The sequence below is a fragment of the Clostridium sp. DFI.5.61 genome (assembly GCF_024462915.1).
Lineage (GTDB): Bacteria > Bacillota > Clostridia > Oscillospirales > Oscillospiraceae > Lawsonibacter > Lawsonibacter asaccharolyticus.
In genome coordinates this window covers 21,527-39,007 of record NZ_JANGBZ010000025.1, presented here as the reverse complement: position 1 = coordinate 39,007, position 17,481 = coordinate 21,527, and the positions used below count along the sequence as shown (strand labels likewise).

Sequence of the window (17,481 nt, the reverse complement as noted above, 5' to 3'; positions counted from 1 at the left end):
CCTGGTCTCCTACATCCTGGAGACCCTGCCGTGGGCCCCGCCCCCCCCCGGGGGCGCGGTGCGGCCGGAAGTGGGCACGATCTCCGCCCACACCGTCCGCTCCGGCTGATAGGTGAAGGTCTTCTCCTCCAGCTCATTTTCCGTCTCTTTCCTGCGGTAGATCGTGATCCTAGCCCGCAGGCCGCTGGCCGATACCATCGTCGTCGTAGCCTCCATATCCTTGTGGGACCCGTAGGGGCGGATATCATCCGCCCGGCACCCCTACAAGCCCTCTGCCGCCGGCTGCACAGGCGCATACTATGCGCCCCTACAGGCCATTCCGCCCGCCTGGGTCATGGTCTGGTGGGCGGCTCCGCCGCCCTGGGGCTTATCTCTCCCCCGTCCTGCCCCAGGGCGGCAAAGCCGCCCGCAGGGCTGCCGGGGGCGTGGGGGCAAAGCCCCCACACCTTCAAAAAGGGCGGGTGGGCGGGTTTAAATCCCGTCTGTCAATTTCAGCTGGGTCAGTTTCCGCCGCAGCACCGGGTTGTCCTGGAGCTTGTTCTGCCCCTCGGTCTGGGCCTCCCTCTGGTCATAGGCATCCAGGGTAAGGGGCAGCACCACCCCCAGCCAGAGGCCGTGGCGGGTGCTCTCCGGGGCGGGGGGGGGGGGGGCCCCCCCCCCCCCCTCCAGATACCCCACCGCCGCATCCCAGGCCACCGTCATGGCCGGCAGGGTCTCCTCGTCCTCCACCTCCCGGCAGTAGGCGAACACCGCGGTCTTCAGCTCCTCCGGGATGGCCATCTCATACCACCAGGGTCATGCCATTGGCCGGGGGCAGATACATCCCATCCGCTGCGGCCAGCACCCCGCACACCACCGCCGCCGCGGCGTCGTGCTGGAGCTTGACCGCCACATACCGGCCGTTGAGCGGAGACACCTGATAGCTCACCGCCACCACCTGGGGCTCCGTCCCCACCGGGTCCGTAAATACCGCGGCCTCCCCCACTGCCTTGGCGCCGCTCCCGGAGGCGTCATCAGCCGCCATCAGCGTCACCGTCAGGCTCTTTCCCTTTCCCAGGGCGGCGGCAGAGATCAGAAAGGCCACCTCCTCCGTCCCGGAGGCGTCCACATATCCCGTGGTCTTCTCCGTAGATGCCTCCACAGACTGGGGGGCAAACACGTTTGCAAAGGCCAGCTTCTCAAAAATGCGCTTCATTGACGCTCCTCCTTACTTCCGGTCCGCCAGCGCCACAAAGGGGCTGCGGGTCTTGGTGCTGTTCTTGATGGTCAGGGGCTTGCTCACCTTGGGCGCGCCGTTGCACCGGAACACCATGCGGAAGCAGTTCTGGTCCGTCAAGAACTCCACGTGGATGGACCAGTCCTGTTTCGCCGTACCCTTGGTCAGCAGGATGTACATATAGGGGTCCACCAGCAGGATGTCGCCCTTGCTGCCCAGGGCGGAGCAGCTGTCCTCAAACAGCACCGGCTTGTTGAGCACCCGCTGGGTATCGAAGTTGCCCATGCCTCCCTCGGGGTTCCACAGGAACTTGGCCGCCTCGCCGCTCTGGATGGCCAGATAGGGCAGCTGCTCCTCCACGTCGGGGTGCATCAGCCACGCCAGCCGGTCCCGGTGCCGGGGCATGGCCCGGGCCTGCATCTTGATGGCGTTGGCCCCGGTAAAGGTGCCCGCCGCCTGGCTGCTCTCCTTGTCCACCGCCAGCAGCGCCTTGGAGTGGAGCAGGCCCAGGGGCTTGCCCACCCCGTCCCCGGAGATGACGCTCTCCGTCAGCAGCCGGTCCGCCGCCAGGGTGAAGGCGCTTCCGAAGAAGCCGGTCATAAAGGCCGCGTCGGTGAGCATTTCATCGGTGGCGTAGGCAAAGCCCATCATCTTCTCCAGGTCCATCTTCATCTCCCGGAACTGGGGCCGGCTGGCCGCCACGGTGCCCGCCTCGCTGGCCCAGTACATCTGCACCCCGCCGAACACCGACTTGCTCACATCGGTCTCGTCCACGCTCAGCCACCGCATGGCATTGGCCGCGCTGGAGCAGGTCTGTCGGTCCAGCCGGTTGAGCAGGGGGCTCTGCTGCACCGCGCTCTCCAGGATCTGCCCGGCAAAGTCTGTCTGGATCAGGAAGCCGCCGTCCGCGCCGGTGCCCTCGTTGGCCCCCAGGGCCGCGTTGTTCACCTGCTGGAGCCGCTTGTCCTCCACGTGGCTCCTCCGGAAGTCAGAGATGGCCTTCAGCTGCTCCCCCAGGGTAGCGAAGGGCTTGGGGGCGTCCTTCCCGCCGTCCCTGGGCTTGCCCTCGCCGTCGTGCAGCACGCCGTCATAGACGGGGTCGGCGCCCTCACGGCTGGCCTTGGCCAGGGCCTCCAGCCCGGCGATCTGCTTGTTGATGGCCTCCATCTGGTCGGCCAGGGCGGTGGCATCGTCCAGCTTGTCCTCCTCCACCAGCTTGGCGGCCTGGTCCTTCAGGTCCTTTTTCCGGGCCCGAAGGTCGGTGATCTTCTCCATGTAGTCCATGTTTTTCTCCTTTCTCATCGTGCATGTTTTCTTGTATGCCAGCCCTGAGACGGCACAGCCGCCCGCAGGGCCCAGGGGATATAGGGGCTCAGGCCCCCTATTCCGCTTCTATGCCCCAGGGCGGCAAAGCCGCCCGCAGGGCTCGGGGGTCATAGGGGGCTCCGCCCCCTATTCCTCAAAATGGGTGGGTGGGCGGGCTTAAAATCGCTCCAGCACCCTGAGCCGTGCCAGGATGCGCTCCGCCTGTTCCTTCCGGGCCGCCTCGGCCCGCTGTCCCGCCACGTGGGACTGATATCCCTCCCGCATGGCCTGGGTCAGCCGGATGCGGCTGCCGGCTGCTGCCACAAAGGCCGCCGGGTCCGCCACCTCCGCCCCCGCCCCCACGATCTCGTCGATCAGGCCGTACTCCCGTGCCTGGGTCGGGGTGATGAAAATATCCCGGTCCATCAGGGAGATCAGTTCCTCCCGGCTCCTGATCCCCTCCCGGGCCCCGCTCCGGGCGGTGTACACCTCCAGGAGGCAGTCCCGGGCGTTGCGCAGGGACTCCGCGGACCGGCGCATGGCCCGGTAGTCCCCCTCGGCCCCGCCGCTGGGGTTGTGGTAGCACAGCAGGGCCCCCGGCTCGCTCTGGATGGTCTGGCACCCTGTGGCCGCCAGAGTGGCCGCCGAGGCCCCGTAGCCCTGAAACAGGGCCGTGGTCCTGCCCTGGTAGCGCCGGAGCATGGACCGGATCTCCAGCCCCACCGTCATGTCCCCGCCGGGGGAGTTGACCAGCAGGGTCACGTCCTCGCCCCCCGCCGCCTCCAGGGCGGCCTGGATGTCCATGGGGGCCGTGATGTCCCGCCAGCCCCAGAAGCGGAGCACGTCGGCGCTGTCGTTGTCCCACAGCTCCCCCCGCAGTGCGATATCAGGCATTGCTTTCCTCTCCTTTCAGCACGGACTCCAGGGAGCCCAGATTTTTGGTCACCAGGAATCGCTTGCCCCACCCGCCCGGGATGGGGTTCTTCTCCTCCTTGGCCCGGCACTCGTCCGGGTTGAATACAGAATTTTGGATCATCTTCTCGTAGAAAGTTGCCCGGGTGGTGGGGTCGGCCCTCAGCAGCGCCTCCACGTTCCCGTGGACATAGACCCCCGCGTCCCGCTCCTGGGGCAGGGGCAGCTTGTAGCTGTCCTCGCTCTCCCACTGCACCACATAGGGCAGCAGGGTGTCCGTCACATAGTTGAGCCGCTGCTGGGCGTTGCTGTCATAGCTCTCCTTGCCCGTCTGGAGCATGTGCTTTGGGATGCCGGTGAAGCGGCTGATCTCCTCCACGCTGAACTCCCGGGTCTCGATGAACTGGGCATCGCTCTGGCTGACCCCCAGCGGGGTGAACTTCATGTCGTGGTCCAGCACCGCCACGGCAAAGGCGTCGTCCGTCGCGTAGGCCTGGAACTGCGATTTCACCTTCTGGCGGGTCTCCGGGCTGGCATCAGAGTTGATCTCCACGATGCCGGACAGCCTCGCCCCGTTCTGATAGAACTTTTTCCCGTACCGCTGGGTCATGGCGTCCACGGCGATGGCCTCCCGGGCCAGGTCCAGCAGCCCCCGGCCCCGGATGCCGTCATAGGTCTCAAAGTAGAGGAAGGACAGCTCATAGTTGGCAAAGGTCCGCCGCACTCCGTCCACGTTGTAGTCATACCAGTATCGCCCCGTCTCCTGGTCCTTTCGGATGGCGCAGCAGTCGCTGGGCAGGGGGATTCGCTGGACCACCCGGCCACCGGGCCCCTGCCGGTTCCACACCGCCCCGAAGCCGTGCCAGAAGGCGTTGGACATGACGACCTTCCGCAGCATGAAGGGGGACATGTAATCGTTGGGACGAATTTTCAGCACCCGGTTCAGCTCTGGAGTATCCACTGCCACCCGCTCCTCCCCCTCCTTGCGGTAGAGCCCGAAGGGGATCAGCCCGAAGGAGTTGGTCAGGATGCGGTGGGCCGCCGCCACCGGGGACAGCCGCTCCGCGCCGCTCTGGCCGGTGTCCGGCTCCTCGCCGGAGAAGAAGGCGCTGCGGAGGGCCTGCTGCACCTCGTCCCAGGACAGGGTGCGCTCCTCCAGGGATGCCCTGGGCCGCCCCACGGATCTGGCCAGCATCATCTTCCGCCACCTCCCCGGGCCCGGGCGATCACCAGGGCATAGGCCACCAGGCACGTCCCGGCCACCGCCAGGGCCGCCGGCCGCCCCCATGCCTCCCAGGCCGCCCGGACGAAGCACCCGCAGCCCGCCAGGAGCAGCAGATCGTCCAGATACAGGGCCAGCCCATGGCCCAACCGTCTCAGCATTTTCATATCAAATTCCCCAATCCTCGGATAAAATGTGCTCGTTGATATCGCTCGCTCCCTGCCTCACCAGCGCCACGGCCACACAGATGATCCACGCCACCGTAGTGTCGATGCGTCCGATGCTCCGCTGCTTGTGGGGCCGGATGTTCTCGTTGATATCCGCATAGCAGCGCACGTTTCCGAAGTTCCACCGGGCACAGGTGTTGTGCTCGTGGAGCATCTGGTGGGCCCGGATCAGCCGCTCCGCCTCTTTCATGGCCGGGGACAGGTTTTTCATGTCCTGTGGCACCTCGATCACCGGGATATGCCGCTCCATGAGCCGGGGCGTCAGGGTGCGGGACAGGTAGGGGTCCACGCCCAGGGTGTCCAGCTGGAACTCCTCCGCCACAGCGGCCACCGTCTCCTCCACCATGGAGAAGTCCACCATATCCCCGGGGCACAGCTCCAGGAAGCCCGCCCGGGCCCAGTCCCGGTATGGGACGTGATCCCGCTGCTCCGCCTCCAGGGTCCCGTCCTCCGGCCGCCAGGCCCAAAACAGGACCACCCAGCTCTCCAGCCCCGCCTGGGGCGGGAAGAGAAGGGCCAGGGCCGTCAAGTCGGTGGTGGTGGACAGGTCCAGCCCGCCGTAGCACTTTTTCCCCCTCAGATACTCCCGTACCGCCGCCCGCCGCTCCGGCGCGCTGAGCACCTTCCACTCCGGCCGGTTCCACTGGGTCTTGTCGTACAGGGTCAGGGGCAGCCAGCCCACCGCCTTGACGCTGATCCACTGATTGAGCCGCAGCCATCGGAACAGCTTTTCCGCCGCCGGGCTCTTTTTGGCTGCCTGGGCCTCCAGCCGAAGCGCCCGCAGCGTCAGATGCTTCCCCAGGGACGGGTTGCACCGGTACCACAGCGCCTCGTCCCAGATGTCCACCCGGTCCAGGTCGTCCGGGTCGTCCCCAAACATGGCAGTCAGGCCGTACAGCACAGGCAGCCAGTTGCTCTCGTCCCGCTCCAGCAGGGCCGCCTGGGCCCGGGGGAGGTCGTCCTCCTCCGCCCTCCGCAGGGAGAGCACCTGTCGGGGGTCACCCCCCTCCGCCAGGATGCGGCGCAGCTGCCGGGCGTCCCGGATGGCCACCGCCCGCTCGTGGATCTCCCAGCCGATGCTGTGCCGGTCCGGGTCGTCGCCCGCAGTGGTCAGCACGATCCAAACCGGCTGGTCGTGGGCGGCTCCGGCCGCGCCGGTCATCACGTCCCACAGCTTCCGGTCAGGCTGGGCGTGGAGCTCATCGAAGATCACGCAGCTGGGCTTGTAGCCGTGCTTGGAGTAGGACTCCGAGGAGAGCACCTGCATCAGCCCCACCGTGACCCAGCGCAGGCCGCCGTTCTCCGCCTTCACCCGCCTTCGGTATTCAATCCGCTTTTGGGATCGGACGACCTTCAGCTCTCCTCGGGCGATCATTTTGGCGGTCCAGGGGGCGGTCTCCAGCATGAACACCGCCGCCCGGAACACGATGCCCGCATTGTCCTTATCCGCGGCGCAGAGATACACCTCCGCGTTCAGCTCCCCGTCACCGAACAGGTGATACAGGCCCAGGGCGGCGGACAGCTCGCTCTTTCCGTTCTTCTTGGGGATCTCCAGATAGAGATATTGATACTTCCTCAGCAGCCGGCCGCTTTCCTCGTCCCGCTCCATGGTAGAGTAGAACTCCATCAGCGTCTCCCGCTGCCACTCATACAGCCGGAAGGGCTTCCCCGTGTCCGTAGTGGGCAGGCGCTCCACAAAGTCGCACACAAAGCGCCCGCTCTCTTCGTCCCGCTCCTCCATGGCTCAGCCCCCCGCCGCCCTGGCCTGCCTGGCCTTCAGCGCGCGGGTGAACTCGTCTTCCTCGCCCTCGTCCTTGGCCGCGTTGGCCAGCACCTCCGGCACCACCAGCCGGCACCGGGAGGAGATGGACAGCCCCATCACCTCGGCGCACTGCCGGCACTGCCGGAAATAGGAGCTCTGGACAGCCGTCCACTCCTTAGCCAGCTTCTCGTCCCTGGCCCGGATGGCGGCGGAGGCCAGCCTGTCCGACCGGAGCCACCGCTCCCGGGCTACCAGGAACTGGCCCAGCACATCCCGGTCCAGCTCCGTGTAAAGGCCGGCCTGGCGCAGGATCTCCCCGATCTCCCGGAACTCAGCGTGGAACTTCTTCCCCAGCCACCGGGGCGGCTCCGCCCGGTCCGGCGGCTGCACATGGACCTCCTGGTCCCTGCGCTGGTCCTCCTCCGTCTGGGAAAAATGCTTTTTTCCCCTGGCCTTCACCAGATCCGTGGGCTGTCTCGGTCCTGGCATCCCGCATCACCTCCCTGCTCCTATGCCGCCGTCAGTTCTTCCGCCCGGTCCGCCACCCGCCGGCAGGCCGTTTGGTAGTAATTCAGTTCCCGCTCAAAGCCGATGAACCTCCGCCCGGTATTCAGCGCCGCCACAGCTGTGGTCCCGCTCCCCATGCAGTTGTCCATCACCAGGTCTCCCGGGTCCGTGTAAGTGTTCACCAGATACTCCATCAGCTCCAGCGGCTTCTGCGTGGGATGCTCCCGGCGCCCCCGGAAGGGGAAGCGAAGGATCGAGCGGGGGTAGTTGGTGTAGGTCTGCACACATGCCCGCCCCAGGCTGTGATAGACATTTCCTCCCCGGCGGGCAGCCGCCTTCTGGATTGGCTTCTCCAGCTTGATCAGCCCCTGGGGGTGATAGGTCGGAAGGTGCCTGTAAAATACCAGTATCAGCTCATGAGACCGCAGGGGCTGCCTGTGGCAGTTGGCAAAACCCACTGGAGCCGATTTCTCCCAGACCAGATCATAGCGGAACAGTTTTCTGGCGCTGTTGATCAGGTCCGTCGCAAAGGGTTGGGCCGCCATCAGCACCGCGGCCCCTCTCGGCTTCAGCACCCGGCGGTACTGCGCCCACAGCGGTTCAAACGGGATCACAGTATCCCAGGAGCAGTCTGTAGTGCCATACGGCAGGTCGCAGAGGATCAGATCCCCGCTTCCGCTCTCCACCCGCTCCATGCCCACCAGGCAGTCGCTGTGGTAGAGCTGTATCTGCCGCTTGATCGTTTCTCGATCCATCACTTTCGCCTCCCATCTCATGGGGAAATTTTTTCGCGCAGCGGGATGCCTGCGGTCTTGCACACTTTCACGCAGACTTTTTTGACCCGGGGGGAGGGTCTGAGGCCGAAGGCCTCCCTGCGCCCGGATAGGCGCATGCCCAGCCGCGCGCCTGCGCCCAAGCGTCCCGCCATGTCTCCCGTGCAGTGCTCAAAAAAAGCCCCCCGTTTTCCGCTGCTCCAAGGCCGTCTTGCGGTCATGGCAGCGCTTGCACAGGCTCTGGTGGTTGGCCGGGTCGATGAACAGCGGCCAGCTCCCCCGGTGCGGCTTGATGTGGTCCACTACCGTGGCCCAGATACGGTCACCACGCTTGGCGCACTCGCGGCAGAACGGCTCCCGCAGGAGCTGCGCCGGGCGCAGGTCGTCCGTCCAGATAGGCAGGCTGTACCAGCTGTGATACTCCGCCGAGACCCGGCGAGGGGCTTTCTGAGGCTTGTGCTTGGGACAGTACCCCTCCCGGGTCAGGGCGGCACACCCCGGGTGTCGGCACGGCCTGAGCGGCTTCAGGGCCATGGGCTATCACCTCCAGGCAAAACAAAAAGCGCCCAAGCCACGACACCCGACTGCTCGGGTTGTCATCGGCTCAGGCGCTGGTCACTTTGGACGCGGGCTCAGGCGCTTCGATATTCACGAGGGTCTCCTGTCCGCAGCGTTTGCACTTGCGTGGCAGGTTTCGGGCGGTCGTGTCTGCGCGGACCTTCAGGAGTTTTCCCCGTTGGCACACCGGGCAGATCACCCATCCGTCCCTCACGATGATTTTACCACAACGCATGTTCGATTGCAAATCTTTTTACCCCCTTTTTCTGAGAAATCAAAGAGAATATACTTACCCCCGAGACCGAAAAGAATAGAAAAGCCTATTCTTTCTTCCGTCTGCGCCGCCGCTTGCTCCTGGCCCGTCTCCGGTCCGGCTGGTAGGGCAGCATATATTTGATCCAGGCAAATTCGCCGTATCCATTGCGGACAGGTCCCTCATTTTGCAGGATCACGGCCTCGGGCGGAGCCGTCAGCGTCACATAGTCCGGGACGGTCTCCGTCTCCGGCTCTGTCCGGGCCAGCCCCAGAGACGGCGTCCAGGTCCGCTCTCCCACCTGTGGGTGTCCCCACTCCCGCGGCTCCTTGGTCAGGTAGCTGGCCAGGTCCTCGTAGGTGTGGCCCTGATTGAACTCCAGCCGCCGCACCTCTACATTGTCTCCATAGATCCAGAGCCGGCGGATCTCCTCCAGGTCCTCTCCGGTGCTGTTGACAACCAGATGGTGGTGGAGCCGGCCGCCAGGACATCCGCCCTCTGTCACATAAATATAGTGGAGCAGCTGTCCTCGGGGCTTTCTGGCCTTCCGCAGTTTGGAGAGGAACGACCGTATTCGCCGGATGGCCGCCTCCCGGTCCTCCGGCAGGTGCGTATCATCATAGGTCAGGGTAATGAACAGGTCCCCGTTGTCAAAATTGGCCGCCAGAGTCCGTTCCAGCTTCTGGAATGAGGTCCTGGCGTTCAGCTTATCCCGGGCGGCGGTAGATGCCCGCTGCTTCTGGGTCCGGGCCCGGGGCGAGTCTCCGGCGGCGGCCGTGGTGTAGACCACCGCGCACACGAGGCGGCCGGCCCGGACCTGCTTCAAGGTCTTACTCACTGGCGGCCCCCTTTCCCTCCAGCTCGTCCAGCGCCCGGCCAATCTCCCGCCACTCCTTGATGGTCGGGGAGGCATTGCCGGTCAGGATGTCCCGGAGCAGGTCGTCCGTGATGCCAAACGTACATTTATCAGAGATCCGGCGCAGACAGCCCAGCCCATTGGCCCCCCGGAACAGCTGGAGCCGTTCAAAGATCCGCCGCTTCTCCGCAGCGTTTCTCCCTGTGCATTGCGGACTGGACGGTTCCGGCTCCTCCGGCACCGGCGGCTCCTCCCCCAGCACCACCGGAGGAATCCACCCAAGCTGCTCCACACAGTAGGTCACATCCTTGCCCAGCACCAGGATTCCTTGGGCAATGGACTCCAGCACATACCGCCGGTAATTCTGGAGCGAGCGCACCTCATTCTGGATAGGCAGCCGGATCACCAGGACGGAGCCCGGCTCTCTCACTCGATCCGGCAAAACCGCTTCATGATCCATTCTTGTCCCCGCTCCCTTCCCTCTTTTGTCCGTGTTTCCCCGTGGCCCAGCAGATTCTCCATTGCCAGGTCAGCTTGACCATTCCGGCCGCCGGACTGCCTGGAGTTTCAATGCAAGGGTTTCTGCCGTCTCACCATCAATATCGCACAGCTCCAGCCGGTGAAGAATATCCTGAGTGGCATCGTTAGCCTCCTGTTCCGACTGCGCCGCCATGTGCATCTGCTGTTCCGTTTCCCGGAGATAGGTCAAAAAATCTTCTAATCCCTGACTTATCATGCTTTATATTCCCTCTCCTTCCGAAGTACGCCTCACTGCCGGGCAAATGGAGCACGGCTTTCCTCCAAAACTCGATGGTGGGTCGTATAGGCACAAGTCGCACGGTGTCAGCGGCTCGTTGCTGGGCTGGAGCGTGGAGAGGGCGGTGGCGGCGGCGTGGCACATCTTAATGCCTTCTGGTCCTCCTGCGGCGCTCTTTAACTGCTCAATCAGCTTCTCAATGTCCATCAGGTGTCCTCCTTTTGCATATCCGCAAGGATTTCTGCCTTGCGATGCATACACCATGCGACGGCAGGGAACGTGAATTCAGCCCCCTGTGTCGAGCATTGTGGCAAAAAGGCGCACTTGTCACAATGCCCAAACACGATGGCCTGAGAGATTGCCAGTCCCTCCGCCTGCTTTTCCGGCGTGTACTGCCGGTCAAACATGGTGATATGTTTTATTCCAGTGCCAGAAATGTCCATCAGGTGTCCTCCTCTCCCTCCGGCTCATCCAGCGGCTCATAAAACGCGCAATGAGCCATGTTCCCCTCCCCGGCAACGGCACAAATATCTCCATCCATGTCAAACACCCGGGAGATCTTCACATATTTCAGACTGCACCCAAAGCACGGGCTTCCATCCTTGTTCCGCCACTTCCGCAGAGGGCGCTTAGAGCGGTGTTTGCAGATCATAGAGCATATCAGGTCAGCCATAGCAATGCTCCTCTCCCTCCGGCGGGCGGCGGTAAAATTTTGCCCCTAAAGTTTCTACGGCGGATTCATAACTTGACCATCCGCAACCATAAATCAGCGATACAGCACCCCATCTTTGCGTCCCAACTAATGCCCAATGACCGCATTGATTCCCAGTGTCTGAGGGGAAAGTCATGTAAACTGGCTCCCCATCCATCTCCCGCAGCTCCTCCAGCGTCAGCGGCTCGTTCGGCGTGGTGAGGGTGGCAATTTTAACCGCCTCGCCGCTCTGCATATCTTTTAGCAAAACGCTCCCATTTTCAATAATGACAGCCAGTTTTTCAGCTGCTATCTCTGCCTTGACCTGCACAACATCAATCGCCCTTGCCATCTTTCAACGCCTCCAATCTCTTCCCCTGTCTGTCCCTCGCCACTGGGGTTATAGGGCGACCACAATTGGGGCAGTAGTGCATATTTCCAGATACATCAATAGGCCCTTCAAAAGGTCCATAAAACTGAACCTCTCCAATTGCTAAACCTGCGTCTTTGCAAGCTTCGCACCCAGGCCACACCTTCTCCACCTGCTCCCGGCTGACGGGCTGGAGGGCGGTGAGGGCAGTACGTATAGCCTCTATGGTTGTTTCAGTGTGTACCTTTCCCCAGTAGGATGTTTCGGTCTCGTGCATTTCTTCAAAGCGTTTCAGCAACGACTCAAAATAGACTATCGCTTCTTCCCGCGTCATCAGTCAATTCCCCCTTCCACCACATTGACTCCTCCTCAAAATGGCAGTTCGCCCTCATCCTCCAGCTCCGAGAACGACTCTCCGGGCTCTGGCGGCAGGCTCTCCTCCGGTGCGTTACCCTCGCTGGGGGCGGCGGCTTTGGCGCCGGCAAAATAGATATTGTCCGCCACCTCCTCCGCCGCCCGCCGGCGTGTCCCATCCCGACCGGTGTAGTCCCGGATCTGGAGCCGCCCCTCTACCACAGCCTGCTGGCCGTTATGGAAATACTGCTGCACAAATTTGGCCTTGGCGTCCCAGGCCACTACATCGATCCAGTCCGTGGCCCGCTCTCCGCTGGCCTTGTCCTTAAAATCCCGATCCACCGCCAGAGAAAACGACGCCACCGGCTTGCCGCTCTGGGTGTACCGCACCTCCGGCTCATGCCCCAGCCGTCCCATGATCACGATCCTATTGAGCATCAGGGTCCTCATTCATCCAATCCTCCCGGGCCTGCTCAAACCAGCTACTCATTCCGCACACCGCCCAATGGCCTCCGCCAGGGCCCGCAGGGCCTTGGCCATCCCCTGGGCTGCGGCCTGGTCCTCCCGGCCCCGGGCCTTCAGGAGCATCCCCCGCATCTTGTTGGCCAGATCCTTGCCCTGGTCAAAGAGGACTTCAAACTGGGCCACGTCCTTGTCCGCCCCCAGGGCGGCCTTTTTCTCCGCTCTGTCCTGCTCCTCCAGCTGGAGCCGGACCTGTTCCAGGGCCTCCTCCGCGTTTTTCTGCCTGGCCTCCGCCCGCTCCTTTTCGTACCGTGCCTTATCCAGCTTGGCCTGCATTATGGACACCGCCACCTGAGCTTCCTCTCGGGCCTTGTCGATGGCCGCCTGGTCCACCACGGTCTCTACAGCCACCTCCACCGGCTGCTCCTTCAGCTCGGCCAGCTGTGCCTCCAGCCTGGCCACAGCCTGTGCAGCCTGCTCCCGGTCCTCCTGCGCCCCAGACAAGCGGACATTGAGCAGCTTCATGTCCTCCTCCATCTTGGCCCGGGCCTGCTCCGCCGCAGCCGCGTCCGCCTTGGCCGCCTCGGCGGCCTGCCGGGCCTCGTCCCGGTCCCGGATGGCCTGCTCCAGCTGGCGGGTGGTCATGTCGATGACATTGTGGTCGGCTACAAATCGCTCCCGCTCATCCGGCGGCAGGGCCAGGAGCTTCAGTGCCTTTGTGGCCCCCAAATCCGCAATCGCTTGCGGATTTGAGAACTCCCGTGCCAGGCGCATGAAATTCTGAGCAGTCTTTTCAGAGTATCCTACCTTTTCGGCCAGCCAGGGTAGCCACTCTCCGTGTGGTAACATGTCCTTGGCCTCGATGAGGCACCGCCCGATGGTCAGGACAGCCTCCCCACCCCGACGCTGGGCCTCCAGAATGTCCTTGGTGATGGTCTCAATGGTCCGCCCGTCTGCCGGCGGCGCCATCGTCTGGGCGATGATCCGCCCCAGATCCGGCTTACTCATGGTCCAGCCCCTCCTTTGTCAGCAGCTCAGCCGCCCACGCCCGGTAGTCTCTGGCGGCGGAGCACCAGGGGCTCCACTGCTGGACGGCCATCCGGGCCCAGGAGCTCTCCGGCACCTTGTCCGTCCTGCGGATGACGGTGTCATATACCGGCACCCGCCCGTCCTCCCGGAGATAGGCCGCCGCATCCTCCACCACCGGGGAGCGGTGCCACTGGTTGACCAGCACCCCGGCCACCCGGATCTCCGGCCGGATATACCGCAGGCTGTCGATCTGCTCCATCAGGTCGGCCACGCCGGTGGCAGAGCAGGCGTCGGACAGCACGGGGATGATGACGGCGTCGCTGGCCAGGATGGCGGACACGCAGGCGGCGGACAGGTTGGGCGGGCAGTCGATGACCATCACGTCATAGGCTCCGTCCTCGTCCACCGCCTCCCGCATGTCCCGCAGGGTCCGGTAGCTCCGGCCACCCTCGCCGCCGGCGGCCTCCAGGTCCAGGGCCCACAGATCCTCCGACGCCGGGAGGACATCCAGCCCCTCCACGTCGGTATGTACCACCAGCTCGTCATAGCAGATAGCCATGCCCCGCATCAGGGCCCCCAGCCCGTCGTACTCCCCCCGTGGGAGCAGGATCTGGGTGGCGTTGGCCTGCCCGTCCGCATCCACCAGCAGCACCCGCAGGTGGCAGCTGGTAGCCAGCACATAGGCCAGATTCACAGCGGTGGTCGTCTTCCCCACCCCGCCCTTTCGGTTGACGATTGCAAATGTTCTCATGGTGATAACTCCTTTGTGTCAATTTTTTGTGAACTCGTCGGGGGTATCCTCCCCTGGGTCCTCCAGCGCTCCAAACTCCATCTGCTTGTACTGCGGCTCCTCCTTGGTCCGCGGGAGCATGATCCCCACGGAGTCTGGCCGGAAGGTCTGGGTCTCGCCACGAAACACCAGCGGGATCTGTCCTGTCTCGCCCTCCTTGTTTTTGGCCACCCGGAGGATACGCCGGCTCCGTAACAGCCCCGGCTCCTCCCGGAAAATGAACATGACCACGTCCGCGTCCTGCTCGATCTGTCCGGAGGAGCGCAGGGAGGCCAGGGTGGGCGGCTTTGGCTTCCCGCCCTCCGGCCGGGACAGCTGGGACAGGGCCACCACCGTGATGTTGAGGTCCTGGGCCATCTGGTGCAGGGCCTTGGAGATGTAAGTCGCCTGGTCAAACTCGGTCTTTCCCGGCGCCCGGATCAGGGTCAGGTAGTCCACATAGATCACGTCGAACCGGTGGGCGAGGGTATAGGCACGGATGTCCTCCACCGTCATGCTGGACGCCCGGATCAGGGAGAGCCTGCGCTTTTTGACCTCGTCCACCTTGCGCTCCAGCTGGAAGTAGTCCTCCTCTGTCAGCTCCCGGCGCTTGATGCGCTGGCTGCTGACCTGGGCCACCATGGAGCAGATGCGGCTGAACAGCTTGGAGGTCTTGGTCTCCAGGGAGAAGAACCCCACCCGCAGTGTCTCCGCCTGGGCGTAGGCCATGGACAGCGCCAGCGCGGTCTTGCCGTCCGACGGGTAGCCGCCCAGCACCACAAAGTCTCCGCCCTCCGCCGTCAGCCCCTCGTCCAGGAAGTCCATCCCCCAGGGTAGATACCGGGGCGTCCGCTCCAGCTCTGCGTAGAAGTCCAGCATCCCCTGCTCCATGTCCACGCACTCCACGCCCCGCCGGTCCATCATCAGCTCATAGAGCCGCGACACCGGTTCCCGGGCCGTCTCCAGGGTGATATCCGTGCCAGCCAGGGCCAGCCCCGCCCGCTGGATCTCCCGGAGCCGGGACTGCTCCCGGACAATGTCCATGTACTCCCGGTAGTTCTGCGCCGTCGGGGTCTCCCGCATCAAGGCCAGCAGGTACTTCCGGCGGCCCGGGTCCGGCCCGCCCATCTGGTTGAGCACACACACCGGGTCGATCTTCTCCCCCGCCAGGTGCAGGGCCCGGATGGCCAGGAACACCTCCTGCCCCATGGGCTCGGTGAAGTCCTCCGGCTGGAGGTTGGTCATCACGTCGCCCACGATCTGCGGGGAGATCAGCATGGACCCCAGCACGCTGGACTGGGCCAGCAGATAGTCCGCCATCAGTCCCACCCCCATCTCTGGGGCGGCATGGACTGCTCCGCCGGGCTCCCGCCCCTGCGCAGAGGGAAGACTGATTTCCAGCTGTTGGCCACAGACTGGCGGATCAGCAGCAGCTTGTCCTCCCGGCGGCCCTCCGAGAGCCTGTCCAGCTCACCCAGGAGCATCTTCACCGCCCGGGCCGAGTTGATGGCCCGGAGCTGGGTCCGCAATTCGATAAACGCCCCCAAGGCCTGGTGCAGCTCCCGGTCCTCCCCCACATAGGCCAGCAGGAGGGGCTTGGCGTCCTCCGCCAGATCGTACTTGCTGGGCCGTTTGCCCCCCTGGGGGGCTTTAGGGGGTTTTTTAGTCTCTTCTTCTGTTAAGTCTTTATTCTGTTGTGGCGGAAAACCCGCTGACGGTGTCTCCCGTTGACGGTTTTCCCCGTTGACGGTATTTTCGGGCAACGGCGTTTTTTCTGCTTCACCGTTGGACGGGTTTCCGGGCAACGGTGGCGCCTCGTCCTGGAGGACGTACACGTTGCCGCCGAACTTGCCGCCGCTGTCATGGGACTGCTCCCGGATCAGGTAGCCCACTGTCTGGAGCTCCTTCAGCAGGCGGCGCACCTTCTCCCGGCCGCATCCGGCCTTGACCGCCAGCCCGGACACGGTGTACTCCCAGTCGTCAGGCAGGGAGACTATCAGGGCGAACAGCCCCCGGGCCTCCAGGCTCAGCCGGTCATCCTGGGCCACCTCCCGGAACAGGACCACATAGCCCTTTTTCCGTCCGCTGCGGACGCTGCTCTCACTCATGGCGGCACCGCCTTCCGCCCCCTCTGTAAACAAATCCGTCCCGAAGACAGACCGCTACACCATTTGTCAGCCGGACCCAGGGCTCCCGGTTATCTGGCGTGACCTCCTTCATCGGATCGATGGGCATGTCGTACTCCTCCGCCCCCCGGAAGCCAATACGGCGCAGTGCCACCCGGCGCCCCGCTGGCTCCAGGTCTTTGAGCACATCCGGCCAGCCGCCGCCGTTGCAGGCCAAAAACAGCAGCTCCTGGCGTTCCACCTCTCGGGCCCACTGTTCCCGTAAATTTTCTGGGATCATCCCAATCCCCCCTTGTCAAACACATGTTCTCGTGGTATAATACAGATGTTCTCATGGTTGACAAACCTCTTTGTCAACTGTCCCGGACGGTTTGAGCGAGCCGTCCGGGACTTTTTATATCCCATCATCCGTCCATCTCCGGCTCGATCAGCGCCAGGGAGCCGTCTCCCCGGACCACGGCCAGCACGATCTCGCCGCCGGCCAGCCGGGCCCGGTAGTTGTAGGTGGACAGACGCTCCACCTCCCTCAGCTGCTCCGGCCCGTACAGCCCCATCAGCTGGTCCGACACATTTGCCGGTGTCGTCATGGTCGTCATCATACTGTTACCTCCCAAAATACACGGCGCAGGCCAGGACAAAGGCCCCAGCCGAAAGCGCCAGCATGCCCCACTCCGCTGCCTCATAGAGCCAGGGGTGTTTTTTCTTCAGTCTGGACCACATGTCTCCGCCTCCCTACCAGATCCCCTGCGCCTGGAGGCACTGGGTGACCACGCGCTGGATGTTCCGGCGGCCCTCCTCCCTCTCTTCTGCGGTGTAAGGGATCTCCCGGTGCCGGATCATGCTCCTGGAGATTCCCATCTTCGGCCCGGCGTCCGAGAATACGGTCCGGTCCACCCGGACGGTCCTCCCCTGCCGGTCCTGGATCTCATGCAGGCCGCTCCATTTCGTAATCGTCAAGGGATACTCCTTGTCCCCGTTTGACTCCGTAGTCTGCGTCACCTCCACGACCAGGTCGGCCTTCACAGCCTTCTCCCCGTCTATGTAGATCACCGGGGTCCCCATGGGCGGGCTGGCCTCAAAGGTGACCGACTCCGTTACCTGGACCAGATTTCCATCCTGGTCCTCCACCTGATGAGGGCCCACCCGGCGAATCACTTTGACCCGGTACTCCTTCCGGGTCACGATGTCATACCAATAGTCCATGGTCTCTGTTACTTCCACGCCGGTCACCTCCCTCGTCATGGTATTCATCGGCGCTTGTCCGTTTTCGTGCTGCCGTCACTCGAACATTCGTCTTGTCCCCTTCCCCCGCCCGTGGTAAAATATGGGCGG

Annotated in this window: 28 protein-coding genes; all 28 read right to left on the bottom strand. The window is 64.0% G+C overall.

Annotation, left to right across the window (positions count from 1 at the left end; all coding sequences use genetic code 11):
- Nucleotides 1–9: 9 nt before the first annotated feature.
- Nucleotides 10–198, bottom strand: coding sequence for a head-tail adaptor protein (locus tag NE584_RS12180; RefSeq protein WP_256182934.1), 189 nt, complete (start codon nucleotides 196–198; stop codon nucleotides 10–12).
- Nucleotides 199–471: 273 nt separating this feature from the next.
- The gene (locus NE584_RS12175; protein WP_256182933.1) at nucleotides 472–780 is read right to left on the bottom strand and encodes a hypothetical protein; all 309 of its coding nucleotides are present in this window, start codon (nucleotides 778–780) and stop codon (nucleotides 472–474) included.
- 1 nt (nucleotide 781) lies between these two features.
- A complete protein-coding gene (locus NE584_RS12170) occupies nucleotides 782–1,195 on the bottom strand; it encodes a hypothetical protein (protein ID WP_108981344.1) in 414 nt (137 codons plus the stop codon).
- A gap of 12 nt (nucleotides 1,196–1,207) precedes the next feature.
- Nucleotides 1,208–2,500 (bottom strand): phage major capsid protein, encoded by a 1,293-nt coding sequence (locus NE584_RS12165; protein WP_256182932.1) that lies wholly within the window; start codon nucleotides 2,498–2,500, stop codon nucleotides 1,208–1,210.
- A gap of 198 nt (nucleotides 2,501–2,698) precedes the next feature.
- A complete protein-coding gene (locus tag NE584_RS12160) occupies nucleotides 2,699–3,415 on the bottom strand; it encodes an ATP-dependent Clp protease proteolytic subunit (RefSeq protein ID WP_108981345.1) in 717 nt (238 codons plus the stop codon).
- Nucleotides 3,408–4,631 (bottom strand): phage portal protein, encoded by a 1,224-nt coding sequence (locus NE584_RS12155; protein WP_256182931.1) that lies wholly within the window; start codon nucleotides 4,629–4,631, stop codon nucleotides 3,408–3,410. Before NE584_RS12155 ends, NE584_RS12160 begins: the two co-directional genes overlap by 8 nt.
- Nucleotides 4,628–4,822 carry a hypothetical protein gene (locus NE584_RS12150; protein ID WP_108981347.1) on the bottom strand — a complete coding sequence of 65 codons (195 nt, stop codon included), beginning with the start codon at nucleotides 4,820–4,822 and terminating at the stop codon, nucleotides 4,628–4,630. Before NE584_RS12150 ends, NE584_RS12155 begins: the two co-directional genes overlap by 4 nt.
- A 1-nt stretch (nucleotide 4,823) precedes the next feature.
- On the bottom strand, nucleotides 4,824–6,623 hold the full coding sequence (locus tag NE584_RS12145) for a terminase large subunit (protein WP_256182930.1): 1,800 nt from the start codon (nucleotides 6,621–6,623) through the stop codon (nucleotides 4,824–4,826).
- Between the two features lie 3 nt (nucleotides 6,624–6,626).
- Nucleotides 6,627–7,133, bottom strand: a complete 507-nt coding sequence (locus NE584_RS12140) for a phage terminase small subunit P27 family (RefSeq protein ID WP_256182929.1) — start codon at nucleotides 7,131–7,133, stop codon at nucleotides 6,627–6,629.
- A gap of 20 nt (nucleotides 7,134–7,153) precedes the next feature.
- Nucleotides 7,154–7,906, bottom strand: coding sequence for a site-specific DNA-methyltransferase (locus tag NE584_RS12135; protein WP_256182928.1), 753 nt, complete (start codon nucleotides 7,904–7,906; stop codon nucleotides 7,154–7,156).
- A gap of 189 nt (nucleotides 7,907–8,095) precedes the next feature.
- A complete protein-coding gene (locus NE584_RS12130; protein ID WP_256182927.1) occupies nucleotides 8,096–8,458 on the bottom strand; it encodes an HNH endonuclease signature motif containing protein in 363 nt (120 codons plus the stop codon).
- Between the two features lie 70 nt (nucleotides 8,459–8,528).
- Complete coding sequence (locus NE584_RS12125) at nucleotides 8,529–8,717, bottom strand: cysteine-rich KTR domain-containing protein (protein WP_108981622.1); 189 nt, start codon at nucleotides 8,715–8,717, stop codon at nucleotides 8,529–8,531.
- An 85-nt stretch (nucleotides 8,718–8,802) separates the two neighbouring features.
- Nucleotides 8,803–9,573, bottom strand: coding sequence for a hypothetical protein (locus NE584_RS12120; protein WP_256182926.1), 771 nt, complete (start codon nucleotides 9,571–9,573; stop codon nucleotides 8,803–8,805).
- Nucleotides 9,566–10,051, bottom strand: a complete 486-nt coding sequence (locus NE584_RS12115; protein ID WP_256182925.1) for a hypothetical protein — start codon at nucleotides 10,049–10,051, stop codon at nucleotides 9,566–9,568. The genes NE584_RS12120 and NE584_RS12115 overlap by 8 nt, the downstream gene beginning before the upstream one ends.
- A 69-nt stretch (nucleotides 10,052–10,120) precedes the next feature.
- Complete coding sequence (locus NE584_RS12110) at nucleotides 10,121–10,327, bottom strand: hypothetical protein (protein WP_256182924.1); 207 nt, start codon at nucleotides 10,325–10,327, stop codon at nucleotides 10,121–10,123.
- 3 nt (nucleotides 10,328–10,330) lie between these two features.
- Nucleotides 10,331–10,555, bottom strand: a complete 225-nt coding sequence (locus NE584_RS12105; RefSeq protein ID WP_256182923.1) for a hypothetical protein — start codon at nucleotides 10,553–10,555, stop codon at nucleotides 10,331–10,333.
- A complete protein-coding gene (locus tag NE584_RS12100) occupies nucleotides 10,555–10,791 on the bottom strand; it encodes a hypothetical protein (RefSeq protein ID WP_256182922.1) in 237 nt (78 codons plus the stop codon). Before NE584_RS12100 ends, NE584_RS12105 begins: the two co-directional genes overlap by 1 nt.
- Entirely contained in the window at nucleotides 10,791–11,021 is a 231-nt protein-coding gene (locus NE584_RS12095) for a hypothetical protein (RefSeq protein WP_256182921.1), read from the bottom strand. The genes NE584_RS12100 and NE584_RS12095 overlap by 1 nt, the downstream gene beginning before the upstream one ends.
- Nucleotides 11,014–11,391, bottom strand: coding sequence for a hypothetical protein (locus NE584_RS12090; RefSeq protein ID WP_256182920.1), 378 nt, complete (start codon nucleotides 11,389–11,391; stop codon nucleotides 11,014–11,016). The genes NE584_RS12095 and NE584_RS12090 overlap by 8 nt, the downstream gene beginning before the upstream one ends.
- Nucleotides 11,375–11,743: a hypothetical protein gene (locus tag NE584_RS12085; RefSeq protein WP_256182919.1), complete on the bottom strand. Its 369-nt coding sequence runs from the start codon at nucleotides 11,741–11,743 to the stop codon at nucleotides 11,375–11,377. Before NE584_RS12085 ends, NE584_RS12090 begins: the two co-directional genes overlap by 17 nt.
- Before the next feature lie 35 nt (nucleotides 11,744–11,778).
- A complete protein-coding gene (locus NE584_RS12080) occupies nucleotides 11,779–12,213 on the bottom strand; it encodes a single-stranded DNA-binding protein (RefSeq protein WP_368670726.1) in 435 nt (144 codons plus the stop codon).
- A gap of 36 nt (nucleotides 12,214–12,249) precedes the next feature.
- Nucleotides 12,250–13,233, bottom strand: coding sequence for a DUF3102 domain-containing protein (locus NE584_RS12075; protein ID WP_256182918.1), 984 nt, complete (start codon nucleotides 13,231–13,233; stop codon nucleotides 12,250–12,252).
- Nucleotides 13,226–14,005: a ParA family protein gene (locus NE584_RS12070; RefSeq protein ID WP_256182917.1), complete on the bottom strand. Its 780-nt coding sequence runs from the start codon at nucleotides 14,003–14,005 to the stop codon at nucleotides 13,226–13,228. The genes NE584_RS12075 and NE584_RS12070 overlap by 8 nt, the downstream gene beginning before the upstream one ends.
- An 18-nt stretch (nucleotides 14,006–14,023) precedes the next feature.
- Complete coding sequence (locus NE584_RS12065) at nucleotides 14,024–15,343, bottom strand: DnaB-like helicase C-terminal domain-containing protein (RefSeq protein WP_256182916.1); 1,320 nt, start codon at nucleotides 15,341–15,343, stop codon at nucleotides 14,024–14,026.
- On the bottom strand, nucleotides 15,343–16,131 hold the full coding sequence (locus NE584_RS12060) for a helix-turn-helix domain-containing protein (RefSeq protein WP_256182915.1): 789 nt from the start codon (nucleotides 16,129–16,131) through the stop codon (nucleotides 15,343–15,345). Before NE584_RS12060 ends, NE584_RS12065 begins: the two co-directional genes overlap by 1 nt.
- Nucleotides 16,124–16,429 carry a hypothetical protein gene (locus NE584_RS12055; RefSeq protein ID WP_256182914.1) on the bottom strand — a complete coding sequence of 102 codons (306 nt, stop codon included), beginning with the start codon at nucleotides 16,427–16,429 and terminating at the stop codon, nucleotides 16,124–16,126. The genes NE584_RS12060 and NE584_RS12055 overlap by 8 nt, the downstream gene beginning before the upstream one ends.
- 124 nt (nucleotides 16,430–16,553) lie before the next feature.
- Nucleotides 16,554–16,748 (bottom strand): hypothetical protein, encoded by a 195-nt coding sequence (locus tag NE584_RS12050; protein ID WP_256182913.1) that lies wholly within the window; start codon nucleotides 16,746–16,748, stop codon nucleotides 16,554–16,556.
- 133 nt (nucleotides 16,749–16,881) lie between these two features.
- The gene (locus tag NE584_RS12045) at nucleotides 16,882–17,370 is read right to left on the bottom strand and encodes a hypothetical protein (RefSeq protein WP_108981366.1); all 489 of its coding nucleotides are present in this window, start codon (nucleotides 17,368–17,370) and stop codon (nucleotides 16,882–16,884) included.
- Nucleotides 17,371–17,481 lie beyond the last annotated feature (111 nt).

What these genes read in the sequence shown, in the direction of transcription:
- NE584_RS12165 (WP_256182932.1), bottom strand. Translation starts at nt 2,500, where the DNA reads ATGGACTACATGGAGAAGATCACCGACCTTCGGGCCCGGAAAAAGGAC.
- NE584_RS12145 (WP_256182930.1), bottom strand. Translation starts at nt 6,623, where the DNA reads ATGGAGGAGCGGGACGAAGAGAGCGGGCGCTTTGTGTGCGACTTTGTG.
- NE584_RS12100 (WP_256182922.1), bottom strand. Translation starts at nt 10,791, where the DNA reads ATGGACATTTCTGGCACTGGAATAAAACATATCACCATGTTTGACCGG.
- NE584_RS12180 (WP_256182934.1), bottom strand. Translation starts at nt 198, where the DNA reads ATGGTATCGGCCAGCGGCCTGCGGGCTAGGATCACGATCTACCGCAGG.
- NE584_RS12105 (WP_256182923.1), bottom strand. Translation starts at nt 10,555, where the DNA reads ATGGACATTGAGAAGCTGATTGAGCAGTTAAAGAGCGCCGCAGGAGGA.
- NE584_RS12095 (WP_256182921.1), bottom strand. Translation starts at nt 11,021, where the DNA reads ATGGCTGACCTGATATGCTCTATGATCTGCAAACACCGCTCTAAGCGC.
- NE584_RS12075 (WP_256182918.1), bottom strand. Translation starts at nt 13,233, where the DNA reads ATGAGTAAGCCGGATCTGGGGCGGATCATCGCCCAGACGATGGCGCCG.
- NE584_RS12140 (WP_256182929.1), bottom strand. Translation starts at nt 7,133, where the DNA reads ATGCCAGGACCGAGACAGCCCACGGATCTGGTGAAGGCCAGGGGAAAA.
- NE584_RS12130 (WP_256182927.1), bottom strand. Translation starts at nt 8,458, where the DNA reads ATGGCCCTGAAGCCGCTCAGGCCGTGCCGACACCCGGGGTGTGCCGCC.
- NE584_RS12055 (WP_256182914.1), bottom strand. Translation starts at nt 16,429, where the DNA reads ATGATCCCAGAAAATTTACGGGAACAGTGGGCCCGAGAGGTGGAACGC.
- NE584_RS12080 (WP_368670726.1), bottom strand. Translation starts at nt 12,213, where the DNA reads ATGAGGACCCTGATGCTCAATAGGATCGTGATCATGGGACGGCTGGGG.
- NE584_RS12125 (WP_108981622.1), bottom strand. Translation starts at nt 8,717, where the DNA reads ATGCGTTGTGGTAAAATCATCGTGAGGGACGGATGGGTGATCTGCCCG.
- NE584_RS12135 (WP_256182928.1), bottom strand. Translation starts at nt 7,906, where the DNA reads ATGGATCGAGAAACGATCAAGCGGCAGATACAGCTCTACCACAGCGAC.
- NE584_RS12150 (WP_108981347.1), bottom strand. Translation starts at nt 4,822, where the DNA reads ATGAAAATGCTGAGACGGTTGGGCCATGGGCTGGCCCTGTATCTGGAC.
- NE584_RS12115 (WP_256182925.1), bottom strand. Translation starts at nt 10,051, where the DNA reads ATGGATCATGAAGCGGTTTTGCCGGATCGAGTGAGAGAGCCGGGCTCC.
- NE584_RS12065 (WP_256182916.1), bottom strand. Translation starts at nt 15,343, where the DNA reads ATGGCGGACTATCTGCTGGCCCAGTCCAGCGTGCTGGGGTCCATGCTG.
- NE584_RS12170 (WP_108981344.1), bottom strand. Translation starts at nt 1,195, where the DNA reads ATGAAGCGCATTTTTGAGAAGCTGGCCTTTGCAAACGTGTTTGCCCCC.
- NE584_RS12110 (WP_256182924.1), bottom strand. Translation starts at nt 10,327, where the DNA reads ATGATAAGTCAGGGATTAGAAGATTTTTTGACCTATCTCCGGGAAACG.
- NE584_RS12090 (WP_256182920.1), bottom strand. Translation starts at nt 11,391, where the DNA reads ATGGCAAGGGCGATTGATGTTGTGCAGGTCAAGGCAGAGATAGCAGCT.
- NE584_RS12155 (WP_256182931.1), bottom strand. Translation starts at nt 4,631, where the DNA reads ATGATGCTGGCCAGATCCGTGGGGCGGCCCAGGGCATCCCTGGAGGAG.
- NE584_RS12050 (WP_256182913.1), bottom strand. Translation starts at nt 16,748, where the DNA reads ATGATGACGACCATGACGACACCGGCAAATGTGTCGGACCAGCTGATG.
- NE584_RS12160 (WP_108981345.1), bottom strand. Translation starts at nt 3,415, where the DNA reads ATGCCTGATATCGCACTGCGGGGGGAGCTGTGGGACAACGACAGCGCC.
- NE584_RS12175 (WP_256182933.1), bottom strand. Translation starts at nt 780, where the DNA reads ATGGCCATCCCGGAGGAGCTGAAGACCGCGGTGTTCGCCTACTGCCGG.
- NE584_RS12060 (WP_256182915.1), bottom strand. Translation starts at nt 16,131, where the DNA reads ATGAGTGAGAGCAGCGTCCGCAGCGGACGGAAAAAGGGCTATGTGGTC.
- NE584_RS12070 (WP_256182917.1), bottom strand. Translation starts at nt 14,005, where the DNA reads ATGAGAACATTTGCAATCGTCAACCGAAAGGGCGGGGTGGGGAAGACG.
- NE584_RS12085 (WP_256182919.1), bottom strand. Translation starts at nt 11,743, where the DNA reads ATGACGCGGGAAGAAGCGATAGTCTATTTTGAGTCGTTGCTGAAACGC.